We start from the raw sequence: 13,423 nt of genomic DNA, 5'->3' as shown, positions 1-13,423 counted from the left end.
GTGGGTGTGCTGCTCGGCGCTCGACGCGGGTGCTCCGCGGGTGCTCCGCGGCTGCGCGCTGCTGCGCGGGGGTGCTGACCTGCGGGGGTGCTGCTGTCGCGGGGGTGCTGCTTTCGCGTCGTGCGCGGGGCTCCGGGTGGCCCGCCGGTGTGGGAGCGGCGGGCCACCCGGCCGGGGCCTAGAGGCCCTTGAGGATGGTCTCGATCTGGCCGAGCACGTCGATCGAGGTGCCGTACCGGTCGGTCGTCGCATAGGTGACCGGGATGACCTTGTTCGCCTGGACGGCCTTGAGGTTCTTCCAGGACGGCTGCTTGTCGAGGTCCTTGGTGTCCTGCGGGACCTCGCCGGTGGCCGCCATCTTGGGCACCAGGATGATGTCGGCGTCGGCGAGCACGTCGAGCTTCTCGGTCGAGTAGGTGACCTCGTGCTCCTTCGTGTCGCTGGACGCCTGGGAGAAGGTGGCGCCGGCGTCGGTCAGCACCCGGCCGACCCAGGAGGTGCTGGTGTCCACCAGGAACTCGCCGCCGCCGTAGGAGGACGCGATGGTCCACTTGACGGAGTTGAGCTTGCCGGCGTAGTCGGCCTTGATCTTGGCGGCCTTGGCCTCGTAGTCCGACTTCAGCTTCTTGAACTCGGCCTCCTTGCCCACGGCCGTGGCGATCTTCTCCTGGGCGTTGAACAGGTCGCCCGGCTTGTCGATGCCGAAGTACAGGGTCGGCGCGATGCCTTCGAGCTTGCTGACGCCCCAGTCGAAGGCGGTGGCGCCCTCGACCACGATCAGGTCCGGCTTGAGGGAGGCGACCTTCTCGACGTTGATCTCGATGCCGGAGCCGATCGCCTCGATCTTCTTGGCGGCCTCGGTCTGCGAGGGCAGCAGCTCCATCGGGTTGTTGTCGTCGATGGTGCTGGTGCCGACCGGCTGCACCCCGAGGTCGAGCAGGGCGCCGGTGGCGTAGGAGACGGACACGATCCGCTTGACCCCGGCCGGCACGGTGATCTTGCCGTTGGTCGCCTCGATCACCTGGGACGCCGCGGCGCCACCGGTCGAACCGGAGGCCGCGTCGCTCTTGCTGTCGCCGTTCGAGCCGCAGGCGGTGAGGCCGAGGGCGGCGACGCCCGCGATGGCGGCGATTCTCAGACCACGGGACGGCAGGGCACGGGTGTTCATGGTTCTCCTTGGGGGTACTGCGTGGCGTGCGCGGGGGGGCGCTCGGTGTGCGGTGGGGCGGGCGGGGGTTGCCCCGCGGGCCGGGCGGGGTCAGGTCGTCGAGAGGTGGGCGGACCACGCCCGGACGGTCGGGGCGCCGAGGTCGGCCAGGTCGGCGAACTCCACCCGGACGCCCCGGGCGCGCCAGCCCTCGATCAGGCTCATCAGGCGCATCGAGTCGAGCCCGAGGTCCCGGAGATCGTCGTCGTCACCGACCGACTCCGGTTCCTCACCGAGGAGTTCGGCGATGTCGGCGCGGATGCTCTCGGCGTCCAGGGCGGCGGCGGGCCCGGTCGGGTCGGTGTCGGTCATGGCGTGGTCCATTCACTTCAGGTCGTGGGGGTCGGCGGGGCGGCCCGGCGGGCGGGGCGGCTCGGCACTGTGGTCGGTCGGCACGGTGGTCGGTCGGCACGGTGGTCGGTCGGCGCTGTGGCCGGTCGGCGCTGTGGCCGGTCGGCCCGGCCGGTCGTCAGCCGGTGACGCCGAGGCGGCCGTCCTCGGCCCGCAGCTGGCGCCCGGTGTGACGCAGCAGCAGCGAGTCGCAGATCTCGCCGGAGCGCACCGCCAGGGTGGAGAGCAGCGACGAGGTGATGCCGTGGGTGTGCTCGGTGCCGCCCTGGAGGTAGATCCCCACCTCGACGTGGTCCTCGGTCAGCACCCGGTGGTCGCGGTCGACCCGGAGGCGGCCGAGCTCGTCGGTCCGGCAGGTCGCACCGAGGTCACCGAGCAGGTCGCGCGGGTCGAGGTGCTCGTAACCGGTGGCGAGCACCACGGCGTCCGACTCCAGGGCGAGGGTCTCGCCGGTGGTGAGCGAGCGGACCTCGGCGACGGCGCCGTCGGCCAGCTGCCCGACGCCGGTGAGGCGGGTGGCGTTGAGGATCCTCAGCCGCTCCTTGCCGGCCACCTTCTCCTGGTAGACCGTCCGGTACAGCTGCTCGATGAGGTCGCCGTCGACCACCGAGTAGTTGGTGTTGGCGTGGTAGTCGAGCAGGGTCCGCTTGGCCTCGGCCGGCGCGGCGTAGAACTCGTCGACCGCGGACGGGTCGAAGATCCGGTTGGCGAACGGGCTGTCGTCGGCCGGGCTGTACCCGTACCGGGTGAGGACGGCGCAGATCTCCGCCTCGGGGAAGGTCCGGTGCAGGAACTCCACGGCCTCGGCGGCCGACTGGCCGGCGCCGACGACCGTGAAGCGGCGGTGGCGCAGCTCGGCGCGTCGCTCGATCAGGTCGGGGGCACGGAACAGCAGGTCACGGGTGTGGATCACGCGGTCGCCGGCGGTCACACCCTGGGGCATCCGCGGCTTCAGGCCGGTGCCCACCGCGATGTTGCGCGCCGGCCGGACCTCGCGGTCCGCCGGGTCGGTGACCGAGCGGGACTCCACCTCGACGAACTCGACCCGGCCGTCCGAGGAGGTCACCGGGCGGACCGCGGTGACCTCGCGACCGTAGGCGGCGCGGTCGGCGAACTCCGCCGCGCACCACTCCAGGTAGTCGTGGAACTCCAGGCGGGTCGGGTAGAAGGACTTCTGGTTGATGAAGTCGGCGAGCCGCCCGCGCTCCTGGAGGTAGGTCAGAAAGGTGAAGCGGCTGCGCGGGTCGCGCATCGTCACCAGGTCCTTGAGGAAGGAGACCTGCATGGTCGCCCCCTCCAGCAGCATCCCGCGGTGCCAGCCGAACCCGGCCTGCTTCTCCACGAAGCCGACCTTCAGGGCCTGCTGAGGATCCCGCCGGTTGTGCTCGTCCACAGCGATGGCCAGAGCCAGGTTGGCGGGACCGAAGCCTATGCCGACCAGGTCGTCGGCGCTCTCGCCTCGGTCGATTGCGCCGTTCTCGCGCGACATGATCGATCCTTCCGTTGCTTCTTGCTTCTCGGCCCCGCCGGTGTCCGGTCGACCGTGGTGGCCTTCCGTCACTCGCCCACTCACTCGCCGTAGGTAAGGCTTACCTAACTTCTATCACCGGCGAGGGCGAGTCAAATCCATGTCGTACCCGAACCAACCATCGCGACCTGCCGACCTTCCGGACCGACCGCCGCTTCCCGGCACGCCCGCCGCGGTACCGGCGGTCCGTCCGGCAGCACTTCGGTGCCCACCGACGGTCCGCCGAACGCCGACAGCACCCCGTGCCGGACCCGCCCGTCCAGCACGCGCGCCCGGCCCACCCCGGCCCGGACGGCCCGCAGGCACCCCTCCATCTTCGGGACCATGCCACTGGCCAGGCCCGGCAGGATGTCGGCGAGTTGGGAGGCGGTCAACGAGCGGATCACCTCCTGGGAACGCGGCCAGTCCCGGTACAGGCCCTCCACGTCGGTGAGCATCACCAACAGCTCCGCGCCCAGCGCGGCGGCCACCGCGGCGGCGGCGGTGTCCGCGTTCACGTTGTAGACGTCGCCGCCCGCACCGCGCGCGACCGGGGAGATGATCGGGACCCGGCCGTCCGCCAGCAGCGTGCGGACCATCGAGGGGTCGACGGAGGCGATGTCGCCGACCTGGCCGATGTCCACCGGCTCGCCGTCCACGACCGCGTGGCGCCTGACCGCCGTCATCGTGTGGGCGTCCTCACCCGTCATGCCGACCGCGAAGGGGCCGTGACGGTTCACCAGGCCGACCAGCTCGCGCTGCACCTGGCCGGCCAGCACCATCCGGACGACGTCCATCGCCTCGGGGGTGGTGACCCGCAGGCCGTTGGTGAAGTGCGACTTGATCCCGAGCCGGCCCAGTTGGGCACTGATCTGCGGGCCACCGCCGTGGACCACCACCGGCCGGACTCCCGCGTAGCGCAGCAGGACGACGTCCTGGGCGAAGGCCGCCTTGAGGCCCTCGTCCACCATGGCGTTCCCGCCGAACTTGATCACGACGATCTTGCCGCGGAACCCCTCCAGCCACGGCAGCGCCGCGAGGGGGCCGCCCGTGTGCGAAGCTCCAGCGACCGCGGCGCGACGCGCGCGCCCGGCAAGGCCGTTCTCCACCGATCCCCCTGCGTTCAGGATGCCCGCACCGGGTTGTGCGGCATTCGCTCCCCCTCCCCCGGACCCGCTTCGCGGGTGCCCGGGGAAGCGCGGTTCGGTCGCTCCGGAACCACTTAGGCAAGGGTAACCTTACATTTCTTCACCCTGGACGTCACCATCCCGTGCGAACGTCGCCCCGGCGTGCGATCGCCGGGCCCGGTCCGGTGACGCGACGTGAGGACCGGGCGGCGACAACGGGGGTGGGCCGGGAGCGCACGGGCCCTCAGGGCCGCCAGTACCCGAGGGCGTGCAGGCGCGCCTTCGGGACGGCGAGTTCCTTGCGGGCGAACCGGGCGAGCGCGCGCGTGGTGACGGTGTCGCAGGCGACCCACACATACGCGCCGGCCGGGTCGCCGATCAGTCCGGGCAGCGTGGCCCGGACATCGGCGACCAGCCTCGCCCCGTCCTCCTCGCGCGGCAGCCGGCGCACCTCGTGGCGGGCGGGCCGGATCCGCAGCGGCAGCCCTTCGTCGCTGTCGTGCCGGGTCTCCAGCCAGATCGTGGCCGGCACCTCGGGCAGCGCCGTCAGCAGGGAGTTGAGCGCCGGCACCGAGGCGCGGTCGCCGATCAGGAACATCCGCTCGGGCACCGGATCCGGCAGCTCGAAGGCGGAGCCCTGCACGGTCACCCGGACGACGTCACCGGGCCGAGCCCCCCGCGCCCAGCGACTGGCGGGCCCCTCGTGCAGCGCGAACTCGACGGCGAACGCGCCGGTGGCCGCGTCCGGGTCGACCAGGGTGTAGGCCCGCTGGTGCGGGCGGCCCGCACCCGGGAACCAGACCCGCACCCACATGGTCGGATGCGCCCCGGTGGCCGCGAGCATCCCGCCGTCCGTGAAACGCACCCGCCGGCAGTGCTCGGTGATGTCCTCGGCGCCGGTCACCGTCCAGACGAAGTCCCTGCCCCGCATCAACTTGAGGACGACGCCCTCCCAGCCATGCCCCTGCTCCACGGCAGCCTCCCATCGGCAAAAGTTAGGGAAGGCTAACCTATCCTTCGGCGTGTCGGAGGTCGACCCTCAGGACCGTGGACAGCTTCCCCGCACGGCCGGGCGGGTCCGGCCGGAGGGCCATCCGGAGCGCGCGGCGGCCGGGGTGCGCGAGGGTCCGCGAGGGCGTCCACCGACACCATCGGGCCGGGGGGAATCCTGCCGGCCAGGCCGGTCGCCGACGCGGAACGAGCCCGGGGCCTTCGAACGGTTCGAAGGCCCGCGCATCGGTCGGGGTGGGCGACACCCGAGCCGGCTGCGGGGGACCCGACGCCGGCCCGCCACCGCGGCGCGGCGCCATGGCGGTGCGGCGGGCGGTGACAGCACACCGGCTGCGGCCGCCCGGCACGGGCGTCGAGGGGGTGGGGCGGTAGGACGGCGCGAGGTGTGAACCGCCGCTGCCGGGCCCGGTGAGGGCGGGGGCGACGGCGGTCGAGGTCGAGGTCGTGGCCGTCGTCGCGATCGCGGCGAAGGCGGTGCCGGTGCGATGCCGGTGCCGGTGCCGGTGCCGGTGCCGGTGCCGCCGGGAGGGTCGATCGGGGCGGCCGAAGGGCCCCGGATCGTCGGCCCCCGGCTCGTCGGCCTCAGGCCTCGGGCAGCTGCTCCTCGAACTCGGCCGGCACGGCGGGCTCCAGGAAGGGGGCCCGGTCCACGGGCAGCAGGTGGTGGCGGTCCGCCTGGACGGGGACGGTGGCGGAGGGCTCGGAGAAGGGCTGCCACAGGGGACGCAGATCGGTTGTCATGATCACCAGTCTGCCAGCCCCGAGGCCTCCCCGGCGCAACGGCCCGACGGAGCGGCTCGGCGCGTCCCCTCTCGGGTCGGGTCGGCCCGCGGAAGGGCACCCTGGTAGCGTCGGGCGGCCAGCTGGAATGATCATCGGAAAGGCAGCAGCCGTGCGGGAAGTGACGCGCCACGAGGTCGACGAGGAGCGCGTCGACCGGGCCCTCGACGACATCCGCCGACGGAGCTTCGGCCACTGGCACGGGCTCCGCTACAACTCCCTGTCGCTCCGGGGATTGGCCGTACTGCGCGACGAGCTCCTCGACCACGTCGGCGCGTGCACCCTCCAGGACCCCGCGCTCACCGGCGACGCCGGCCGGCTCGCCCTGCGGACCGCGGCCGAGTGCGGCCTCGGGGTACTGAGCCTCGGCGCCTTCCCCGGGGGTGACTTCGAGGTCTCCCTCCCGCTGATCGACGAGAGGCTCATCAGTGCGCAGTTCTCCTTCGAGGACGCGGTGGACCAGGCGCCCACGGCACGGACCTGGCTCGACGCGTTCGCGATCTGCCTGACCACCGGCCTGCTCCGGGAGCCGGCGCGGGTGATCGGCCCCCTGCTCAAGGAGGACTACGCGCCCGCGATCCGGGACGGGGTGCCCTACTCGCCACTGGAATCGGTGTCGGCTCCGGCCGACCTCGCGGCCATGGACGCGCTGTGCGCGTACCTCGTCGACACCTCGCCCGCGGCACGGCGGGCCGACGACCCGCTCGCCAAGCCGGACGCGCCGACGCGGGCCGAGGCGGCCCGCCGACTGGACGCGGCCGGGACGCTCACCCCGGACCAGCGGCTGCTCCGCGTCCTCCTCGACGACGACCAGGTGGCCTTCGACGAGGCCCTCGCCGACCGGCTCCGCCGCCACCGCGCGGACGCGGGCCCCGACCCGGAGCCGAGGACCCTGCTGCCGGTCGAGTCCGTCGCGCTGGCCGCCCTCGCCGTCCAGGCGCACGGCTGGCAGCCGGAGCTCCGCTCCGGGTATCTGCCGCAGGGCCTGCTGCACGCGCCGCGCCGACCGGTCCCCGGCCCGGCCGAGCGGAGCCGGGCCGACCGCCTTCGTCCGATTCACCGGCCCGCAACCGGGTAGGCGCGCACCGAGCGGAGAGGAGGGCTGCGATGCCCCGAGGATCGAGCCCCAAGCGTGAGCGCCAGTACGAGCACATCAAGGAGAGCGTGCTGGACCGCGGCGAGAGCGAGAGGACGGCCGAGGAGATCGCCGCCCGCACGGTCAACAAGGAGCGGGCCAGGCACGGCGAGTCGAAGAGTGCCGCCCGCGGCTCCACCCATGACATCTCCTCCGGCCGCCGGGGTGGACTGCGGTCCCACCAGGGCGCCCGGGGCCGCACCTACGACCAGCTGTACAACGAGGCCAGGAACCGCGGCATCAAGGGCCGCTCGAAGATGAACAAGCGGGAGCTGGAACACGCGCTCGGCCGCTGAAGCCGGACCGGAGGGCGACCCCCGCAACCGCCGCAGTCCCCCCAGCCCCCGCAGTCGCCACCGCGCGAGGTGACCACGATGACCAGACCGGTACCACCGAACTCGGACACCGAACCGTTCCCGCACCCGGCCCCCCGGCCGCGCCCCGGCGAGGAACCCGACCCCGTCCCGCCGCCCGTCCCCCCGTTCCCGGACCCCGATCCGGGACCGCCCCCGGCACCCGCACCCGCCGGAGGTCGACCGGCAGGGTGAGGCCGGAGGCGGGCCGGCCCGCCGGAGGCCCGGACAGGGCGCGCGGACCGGCCCGCCCGCGCTGCGCGACCGGTCGGATGCCCCCTCCGGGCGGCGGGGCCACAATGGGAGGTACCTGCTGTTCCTTCCGAGGTGGAGGCATCGTGAACGACCTCAAGTTCGAGCAGAAGGCCTCGCTGTCACGCTTGGAGGCCGCCGACCGGCTCTCCGCGATCGCGGACGCCCTGCGACACGGCGGCAGCGCCGAACTGGATCTCGGCCCCGGGACGCTGACCCTGCGCGTTCCCGACGAACTCCAGGCCGAGATCGAGGTCGAGGTCGAGGACGGGGAGATCGAGCTGGAGATCGAGCTCAAGTGGCGGACCGCGCAGGCGGACGCGACGCCGTCGTCGTAGCCGCCCGGCTCCCCCGCCGGGAGTTCGTGGTTCCCGGGACGCCCGGGAACGGCACGGCCGTGCCGAGACACCGGCCGCACCCGGCGGCGGGCCCGGCCGCCCCGACCGCCCTGCCCGAGCGCGTCTGGTACGCCGCCTACGGTTCGAACATGTGCGCAGGGCGGCTGGCCTGCTACCTCCGCGGCGGACGGCCGCCGGGCGGCGCCCGGACGTACCCCGGCTGCCGGGACGGGCGGCCGCCCGAGCGGGCCGTGCCCCTGCTGCTGCCCGGGCTGCTGTACTTCGCCCTGGAGTCGACGGTCTGGGGCGGCGGCACGGCCTTCTACGACCGGACCGGACCGGCGAGGTCCCCGCGCGCGCCTATCTGGTCAGCGCCGGGCAGTTCAGCGACATCGCCGCACAGGAGACGCACCGGGAGCCGGGTGCGGACCTCCCGCCGGCCGCGGTCCTGCGGGACGGCCGGGACCGGCCGGCGCCCGGCCCGTACGGCACGCTGGTGTGCCCCGGCTCCCTCGGCGACATCCCCGTGCTGACCTTCACCGCCCCCGGCGGCCTGGCCGACGCCGAGCCGCGGGCGCCTCGCGCCGGCTATCCGCGCACCGTCGCGGCCGGTCTGGTCGAGGCGCACGGCTGGGACCTCCGGCGGGCCGCCGAGTACCTCGGCACCCGGCCGGGGGCTGCCCCGGGGTGGACCCGCGAGACGCTGCTCCGGGCGCTGACGGACGCGGTCGACGAGCCCTGGGCGGCACCGGCCGGCACGGCCTGAGCGACGCCGGCCCGCGAGCCCTGGGCGACACCGGCCGGCACGGCCCGAGCGACACCGACCGACGCCGCTCCGCGCGGGCGGGAGTGCCGAACCCGCCTGTGGGTAAGGGAGGTTCGAGCCGGCGAATGGTTCAGACCATTGACGGGCCGGGGTGACAGCTCCTACGGTGGGACCACACCGACCTGGCGCAGGCATGCCAAAGGATCCACGGCCGCCGCACCCCCACGCGCGCGCCCTGCGTCGGGCGCACACTCCATCCACCCCCACGGAGGAGCACCATGCGCAAACGTCATCTCGCCGGCGCGGCCGCGGCCGCGATCGCGCTGCCGCTCACGCTCGCCCTGCCGGCGCAGTCGCACGGCTTCATCAATCTGCCGCCCAGCCGGGCCGCGCTCTGCGGCGCGGGAGTCGTCACCAACTGCGGCGACATCCAGTGGGAACCGCAGAGCGTCGAAGGACCGAAGGGCTTCCCCAGCCGTGGTCCGGCCGACGGCACGATCTGCGCCGGCGCCGACCCGCGCTGGGCCCCGCTGGACGCCCCGCGCAACGGCACCTGGCCGACCACCAACGTGACGGCGGGCCAGCAGCTCACCTTCACCTGGAACATCGAGGCCAGGCACGCCACCACCACGTTCAAGTACTACCTCACCAAGCCGGGTTACGACGCGACCCAGAAGATCACCCGGGCCAACCTGGACCTGACGCCGTTCCTGACCGTCAACTACAACGGCCGCCAGCCGGCCGCCACCACCACCCACACCGCGACCGTCCCCAGCGGCCGCACCGGGCACCAGGTCGTGGTGGCGGTCTGGGAGATCGCCGACACCAACAACTCCTTCTACTCCTGCACCGACGTGAAGTTCTGATCTGACGTCAGTGCCGAACCGACGCCCGTCGGCCCCCCTGCCCGGCACACCCGTCCCTGACCCCGGTCCGGCGCCCCTCCCGCACGCGACGAGGGCGCCGGACCGGCCGCGCCCGGACCGTCGCCGCACCGGCGGACCCCCGTGACAGCCCGGCGCCGCCCGGGTCCGCGAACGGAGCGGGCGGCGCCGGACGGGCACGGCCCCCGGTCCGAAGGGGGTTCGACCGGGGACCGCGCGGCTTGTGCCGATGCTCCGTCAGGAGGCGGGCATCAGAACGGTGTCGACGATGTAGACGGTCGCGTTGGCGGTCTGCACACCGCCGCACAGCACCTTGGCGGACCCGTTGACGGTGAAGTCGGGGACGGCGCCGGTGACGGTGACCTCGTGCGTCTCCAGGGTCTTGTGGCCGCCGGTGAGACCGGCCGGCTCCAGCCGCTGGGGGACGACGTGGTAGGTGAGGATCTTGGTGAGCTTCTCCTTGTCGGCCAGGACGGCGTCCAGGTCCTTCTTCGGAAGCTTGGCGAAGGCGTCGTTGGTGGGCGCGAACACGGTGATGTTCTGCGCGGAGTTGAGGGTGTCGACGAGCCCGGCCTGCTTGACGGCGGTGACCAGGGTGGAGAGCAGCGGGTTGTTCGAGGCGGCGGTGGCGACCGGGTCCTGGGCCATCCCGGCGAAGCTGCCCGAGCCGTCCTTGGGCACCGCCGAACAGGCGGCGCCGAACGGCCGGCCCGCCATCGCCTGGGTGGCCGGACTCTCCATGGCCGGGGTGCCGCCGCCCGTCGCGGGTGCGGACGAGGTACCGGCGGAGGCGGCCTTGGTGCTGCTGTCGCCGGACTTGCTGTCGCCGCCGCTGCTGCAGGCGCTCAGCCCGGTGACCAGGAAGCCGGCGACGAGGACGGCGGCGAGGGACTTGCGACGCAGAGTGCGCGAGGTCATGACGGTTCTCCTGTACGGGGTGTCCGGCGTTCGCGGACACGGTGAGGGGATCCGGCCGGTCCGGGTGGACCGCCGGGGTGACGGAGGGTCGGGAACGACCCGGGTTCAGGTCACGGTGACGACGGTGCTGTGCCAGCCCGTCGAACCGGAGGGGTAGGGCGGTCTGCGGGTCTCCTCCTGGACGGCGCCCGCCGCGTCGACGGCGCGGACCTCGATCCGGTGGGTACCGGGCGTGGCACCGGTCCAGCGGTGGCTCCACTGCCGCCAGACGTCCGGTCCGGCGTCCTCGGCGAGCCGGGCCTGCTGCCAGGGGCCGCCGTCCACCCGGACCTCCACGGCGCCGACGCCCCGATGGGTGGCCCAGGCGGTACCGGCCAGCGTGACCTCCCCGGCCGGCACCCGGGCGAACGGCAGCGGGACGTCGATCCGCGAGGCGGTCCGCACCGCCCCGGTACGGTCCCAGCCGCGCTGCACCCAGTACGGGTCGTGGGCGGCGAAGGTGGTGAGCTCCAGGTCGACGAGCCACTTGGTGGCGGAGGTGTAGCCGTAGAAGCCGGGCACGACGGTGCGACAGGGGAAGCCGTGCTCGACCGGGAGCGCCTCCCCGTTCATCGCCACGGCGAGCAGGCCCCGGCGGCCGTCCAGGACGGACTCCACGGGGGTGCCGATCGTCATGCCGTCCTTCGAGCGGCCGACCAGTTGCTCGGCGCCGGAGCGGACACCGGCACGGCGCAGCAGGGCGGGCAGTGAGGCGCCGAGCCAGCGGGTGGTGCCCACGTAGGGGCCGCCCACCTCGTTGGAGACGCAGGAGAGCGTGTGGTCGAACTCCTCCAGCGGCAGGGCGAGGAGCTCGTCGAAGCCGAGGAGCAGGGGCCGGTCGACCAGGCCGTGCACCCGCAGGGTCCAGTCGCGCGGGTCGATCCGGGGCAAGGTCAGGGCGGTGTCGACGCGGTAGAAGTCCGCGTTCGCCGTGACGAAGGGGGCGAGCCCCGGGACGCCGGGGGCCGAGCCCCGCGGCAGCGGGGGCGCGGGCCGTGCGGGGGCCGGGAGCCGGACGGCGGCCCGGGCGGCGCCGACGTCGGCCCGGCGGTCCGCCAGCACCCGGCCGCCCACGCCGACCAGCGCGGCCCCGGTGACGGTGGCGCCGCCGGCCACCAGCACCGTGCGACGGGCCGGTCGGGAGCGTACGGACGGGTCGACGGCCGGCACGTCGGCGGGCAGCGGGCCGGCGGGCTCCCGGCCGGCGGGCGGAGCGCCGCGGGGCGGCCCGTCCACGCTGGGCGGCCCGTCCACGCGGCGCAGCAGACCGGCGAGCCGGTCGAGGGCGACCGCCCCCACGAGGGCGGCGACGGCCGAGGGGAACGCGTCCGGCAGGGTGGAGTCGGGCCGGGCCAGGGCGGCCCAGACGCCGACGGCGCCGAAGAGGCCGAACAGGGCCGGGCCGTGGGCCCGCCGACGGACCGCGAGCAGGCCCGCGCCGGCCGCGAGCAGAAGCATCGTCAGGTAGATCCCGGCCAGCAGGACCGGCTTGTCCGCCGTCCCGAAGGTGCGAACGGCGTACTCCTTCACGGCGGTCGGGGCCAGGTCGATCGCCGCCGAGCCGACCGCGACCACCGGAGCCGCCGCCGGCCGCGTCACGGCCGCCACCGCCTCGCCCGCTCCCACGGCGGCCGCCGCGCCGGCCAGCCCGCACAGCACGGCCGACAGCAGCCGGACCAGCCGCCCGGCGCCGGGTCGGTCGGGCCCCGGGGGCCTGGTCGTCGTCTCGTCGCTCACGTCCTCCATTCGGCGTGACCCGGCACCCGGATGGGTGCGACATTCGCGTTCACCCCATCCGGTGTCACCCAGCGGCGTGTTGACGGCCGTTGCCCCCCGGCAGACCAGGTCGGACCGCCCCGCGGGCCGGGCAGTCCGACGCGGCCGGAGTCCGGAGCCCCGGTCGCCCGGGCCTGCGGTGCGCCCACGGTCACCGTCGCGCGGACCGGTCCCGCCGCCGTGACGAACGGCTGTTACCCAGCCGATGGACGGCCGTGACACGACCTCCCGGGGACCGCGACACAGCCCTCCTACCGTCGGTCAGGACGCGCCGCCCGAACCGGCCGGCCGCGTACCGCGACAAGGAGACACACCGTATGTCGAAGCACCGCTCCACCCGCACCGGCAATTCGTCCGCCCGCCGGGCCCTGGCGGGCTGCACCATAGCGGGGGCGGCCCTGTTCGCCACCGTCTCCGGCGGCCAGGCCTGGGCCGACGGGGCCCGGACCCCGGCTCCCACCGCCCCGGCCGTCGACAACCCCGACCAGCCCGTGGTCGCGGCGGCCGGTGCCGCCAAGGGCGCCCAGTCGGCGCCGAGCGCCGCGCCCACCAGCACCGCCACCCCGAGCCGGCCCGGTCCGGCCGTCGCGCCCGCCGCCGGTGGCGCCGGCGCCACCGTACCGACCGCCACGCCGAGCCACGGCGGTCCGGCCGTCGCGCCCACCGCCGCGCCGGCCGGCACGGCCACCGCCACCCCGACCCCGACCCCGTCGGGCGCCGCCGGCTCGGGCCGGCCGCAGGTCACGACGGTGCCGCAGGGCGCCGCCCAGGCCGGTGACGGCAGCGGTGCCCTCGACGACGCCGGCACCAAGCTGGTCGGCGGCAGCGCCGCGGCCGCCGTCGGCGCGGGTGCGCTGGGCTTCGCCCTGCTGCGCCGCCGGTCCGGTGCGCGCGGCTGACCCCGGTTCCGGGCGCTCCGACGGCTCGGCGGCGGCAGCCGCTCCCGACGGGTCCGCCGGCGCCCGGCCCGCGTACGAGG

General features: G+C 74.6%; 14 protein-coding genes. 6 read left to right on the top strand and 8 right to left on the bottom strand.

Features of this window, described 5'->3' with window-relative positions; genetic code table 11:
• Positions 1 to 178 precede the first annotated feature (178 nt).
• The 6 genes from ACFXHB_RS17480 to ACFXHB_RS17455 all read right to left on the bottom strand — a co-directional run bounded on the left by ACFXHB_RS17480 (position 179) and on the right by ACFXHB_RS17455 (position 5,944).
• Positions 179 to 1,168: an ABC transporter substrate-binding protein gene (locus ACFXHB_RS17480; protein WP_380575164.1), complete on the bottom strand. Its 990-nt coding sequence runs from the start codon at positions 1,166 to 1,168 to the stop codon at positions 179 to 181.
• Between the two features lie 90 nt (positions 1,169 to 1,258).
• A complete protein-coding gene (locus ACFXHB_RS17475; RefSeq protein ID WP_380575162.1) occupies positions 1,259 to 1,519 on the bottom strand; it encodes a phosphopantetheine-binding protein in 261 nt (86 codons plus the stop codon).
• A gap of 157 nt (positions 1,520 to 1,676) precedes the next feature.
• Positions 1,677 to 3,047, bottom strand: a complete 1,371-nt coding sequence (locus ACFXHB_RS17470) for a lysine N(6)-hydroxylase/L-ornithine N(5)-oxygenase family protein (protein ID WP_380575160.1) — start codon at positions 3,045 to 3,047, stop codon at positions 1,677 to 1,679.
• A gap of 131 nt (positions 3,048 to 3,178) precedes the next feature.
• Positions 3,179 to 4,174, bottom strand: a complete 996-nt coding sequence (argB, locus tag ACFXHB_RS17465) for an acetylglutamate kinase (protein WP_380575159.1) — start codon at positions 4,172 to 4,174, stop codon at positions 3,179 to 3,181.
• A gap of 262 nt (positions 4,175 to 4,436) precedes the next feature.
• Positions 4,437 to 5,123, bottom strand: a complete 687-nt coding sequence (locus tag ACFXHB_RS17460; RefSeq protein ID WP_380575262.1) for a siderophore-interacting protein — start codon at positions 5,121 to 5,123, stop codon at positions 4,437 to 4,439.
• Between the two features lie 662 nt (positions 5,124 to 5,785).
• Positions 5,786 to 5,944 (bottom strand): hypothetical protein, encoded by a 159-nt coding sequence (locus tag ACFXHB_RS17455; protein WP_380575157.1) that lies wholly within the window; start codon positions 5,942 to 5,944, stop codon positions 5,786 to 5,788.
• Positions 5,945 to 6,095: 151 nt separating this feature from the next.
• On the opposite strand from ACFXHB_RS17455, the gene ACFXHB_RS17450 reads away from it, so the two are divergent.
• The 5 genes from ACFXHB_RS17450 to ACFXHB_RS17430 all read left to right on the top strand — a co-directional run bounded on the left by ACFXHB_RS17450 (position 6,096) and on the right by ACFXHB_RS17430 (position 9,693).
• Positions 6,096 to 7,061 (top strand): immunity 49 family protein, encoded by a 966-nt coding sequence (locus tag ACFXHB_RS17450; protein WP_380575155.1) that lies wholly within the window; start codon positions 6,096 to 6,098, stop codon positions 7,059 to 7,061.
• 29 nt (positions 7,062 to 7,090) lie between these two features.
• Positions 7,091 to 7,414, top strand: coding sequence for a plasmid stabilization protein (locus ACFXHB_RS17445; RefSeq protein ID WP_380575153.1), 324 nt, complete (start codon positions 7,091 to 7,093; stop codon positions 7,412 to 7,414).
• Positions 7,415 to 7,809: 395 nt separating this feature from the next.
• Positions 7,810 to 8,061: an amphi-Trp domain-containing protein gene (locus ACFXHB_RS17440; RefSeq protein ID WP_380575152.1), complete on the top strand. Its 252-nt coding sequence runs from the start codon at positions 7,810 to 7,812 to the stop codon at positions 8,059 to 8,061.
• A gap of 151 nt (positions 8,062 to 8,212) precedes the next feature.
• Positions 8,213 to 8,827, top strand: coding sequence for a histone deacetylase (locus tag ACFXHB_RS17435; RefSeq protein ID WP_380575151.1), 615 nt, complete (start codon positions 8,213 to 8,215; stop codon positions 8,825 to 8,827).
• 278 nt (positions 8,828 to 9,105) lie between these two features.
• Entirely contained in the window at positions 9,106 to 9,693 is a 588-nt protein-coding gene (locus ACFXHB_RS17430; protein ID WP_380575150.1) for a lytic polysaccharide monooxygenase, read from the top strand.
• Between the two features lie 255 nt (positions 9,694 to 9,948).
• On the opposite strand, the gene ACFXHB_RS17425 is transcribed toward ACFXHB_RS17430, so the two are convergent.
• Entirely contained in the window at positions 9,949 to 10,629 is a 681-nt protein-coding gene (locus tag ACFXHB_RS17425; protein ID WP_380575149.1) for a fasciclin domain-containing protein, read from the bottom strand.
• Between the two features lie 105 nt (positions 10,630 to 10,734).
• On the bottom strand, positions 10,735 to 12,414 hold the full coding sequence (locus ACFXHB_RS17420; protein ID WP_380575148.1) for a molybdopterin-dependent oxidoreductase: 1,680 nt from the start codon (positions 12,412 to 12,414) through the stop codon (positions 10,735 to 10,737).
• A 347-nt stretch (positions 12,415 to 12,761) separates the two neighbouring features.
• Here ACFXHB_RS17420 and ACFXHB_RS17415 point away from each other — a divergent pair, with 347 nt between their 5' ends.
• The gene (locus ACFXHB_RS17415; RefSeq protein WP_380575146.1) at positions 12,762 to 13,343 is read left to right on the top strand and encodes a hypothetical protein; all 582 of its coding nucleotides are present in this window, start codon (positions 12,762 to 12,764) and stop codon (positions 13,341 to 13,343) included.
• Positions 13,344 to 13,423 lie beyond the last annotated feature (80 nt).

Origin of the sequence: Kitasatospora sp. NPDC059327 (assembly GCF_042752535.1) — a bacterium.
GTDB lineage: Bacteria > Actinomycetota > Actinomycetes > Streptomycetales > Streptomycetaceae > Kitasatospora.
This window is presented reverse-complemented; position numbering and strand designations above follow the sequence as displayed.